Below are 1,079 nucleotides of genomic sequence, written 5' to 3'. Positions count from 1 at the left end.
GGGGCGGCGGGTGAAGGTCGTCGGCTTCGACTTCGTTTTCCGGCCGCAGCCGACGATCTACCTCCTGTGGGCCCTGGGGGATGAGGAGACCCGGCTGGTGATCGAGGCCGCGCACGAGCGCGCGATCGAGCGGGTGCTGGAGTGGATTGAGGACCATGTCGCGGTGATCCGGTTCGGCAAGGACGGCGTCTACCGGGTGAGGCCGCCCGGCGGTCTGGTCGCCGCCCGTTTCCGCCACCATGAATCACGGGCCGGGATGCCGCTTCTGCACGATCACCTCGTGCTGTCGATCAAGGGGCAGCGCCTGGATGGGAAGTGGGGTTCGGTGCACTCCGAGGTTCTCTTCGAGAACACCGTCGCTGCTTCCGCGCTCTACAACGAGATCGTGGCCGCCGAGGTCTGCGAGACGCTCGGCGTGGCGACCGAGCCGCGCACCGTCAGCGCCGGGCGCCGGCCGGTGATGGAGATCGCCGGGATACCGCACGAGCTGATCGCCTGGACCGCGCGGCGCAGTGCGCAGATCGAAGCGTGCCGCGAGGACCTGGAGCGCGAGTACGTCACCGCCGTCGACGACGACGGCGAGCCGAAGTTTCTGCCCGTGATCTCCGAACGGGCTCGCACCAAGCTGGGCCGGATCGCGGCGAGGAAGACCCGCCCGCCCAAGCGGAAGACGCAACCACTCGCGCAGCTGCGCGTGTGGTGGAAGACGAACGCCATCCTCAACTCCGGCGTGAAGGCCGACATCATCGACTCCCTCCTGGAGCGCGCTCGCGCCGCAGCTGTCGCGATCCGGGCCCGGGTCGGCCAGATCGTCGACGTCGCCCTGGCGGCCATCGACGTCACCGCGATCGTGTTCGCGATGAACAGCGACGGATGGTTCCACCGCCGGCACCTGCTCGCCGAAGCCCGCCGCCACCTCGCTCTCGTCCTCCGAGGCCGCCGCCGCGATCCCGGCCTGGACGAACACATCGTGGACGCCGCCATCGCCGCGCACTGCGTGGACATCAGCGAACCCAAGACCGTGCGGGGCCTCATGTCGGACTACCGCCTCTACACCGCCCGCCTGGCCATGGCCGACC

Annotated in this window: 1 protein-coding gene; it reads left to right on the top strand. The window is 69.6% G+C overall.

What is annotated here, in order from left to right; translation table 11 throughout:
- A partial coding sequence (mobF, locus tag ACGFYQ_RS42240) for a MobF family relaxase (protein ID WP_393752689.1) occupies positions 1-1,079 on the top strand: 1,079 nt, incomplete at both ends.

Source organism: Streptomyces sp. NPDC048258, from assembly GCF_043201995.1.
Taxonomy (GTDB): domain Bacteria; phylum Actinomycetota; class Actinomycetes; order Streptomycetales; family Streptomycetaceae; genus Streptomyces.
Note: the sequence above shows the minus strand (reverse complement) of the source record. Positions and strands in the feature narration are given on the sequence as shown.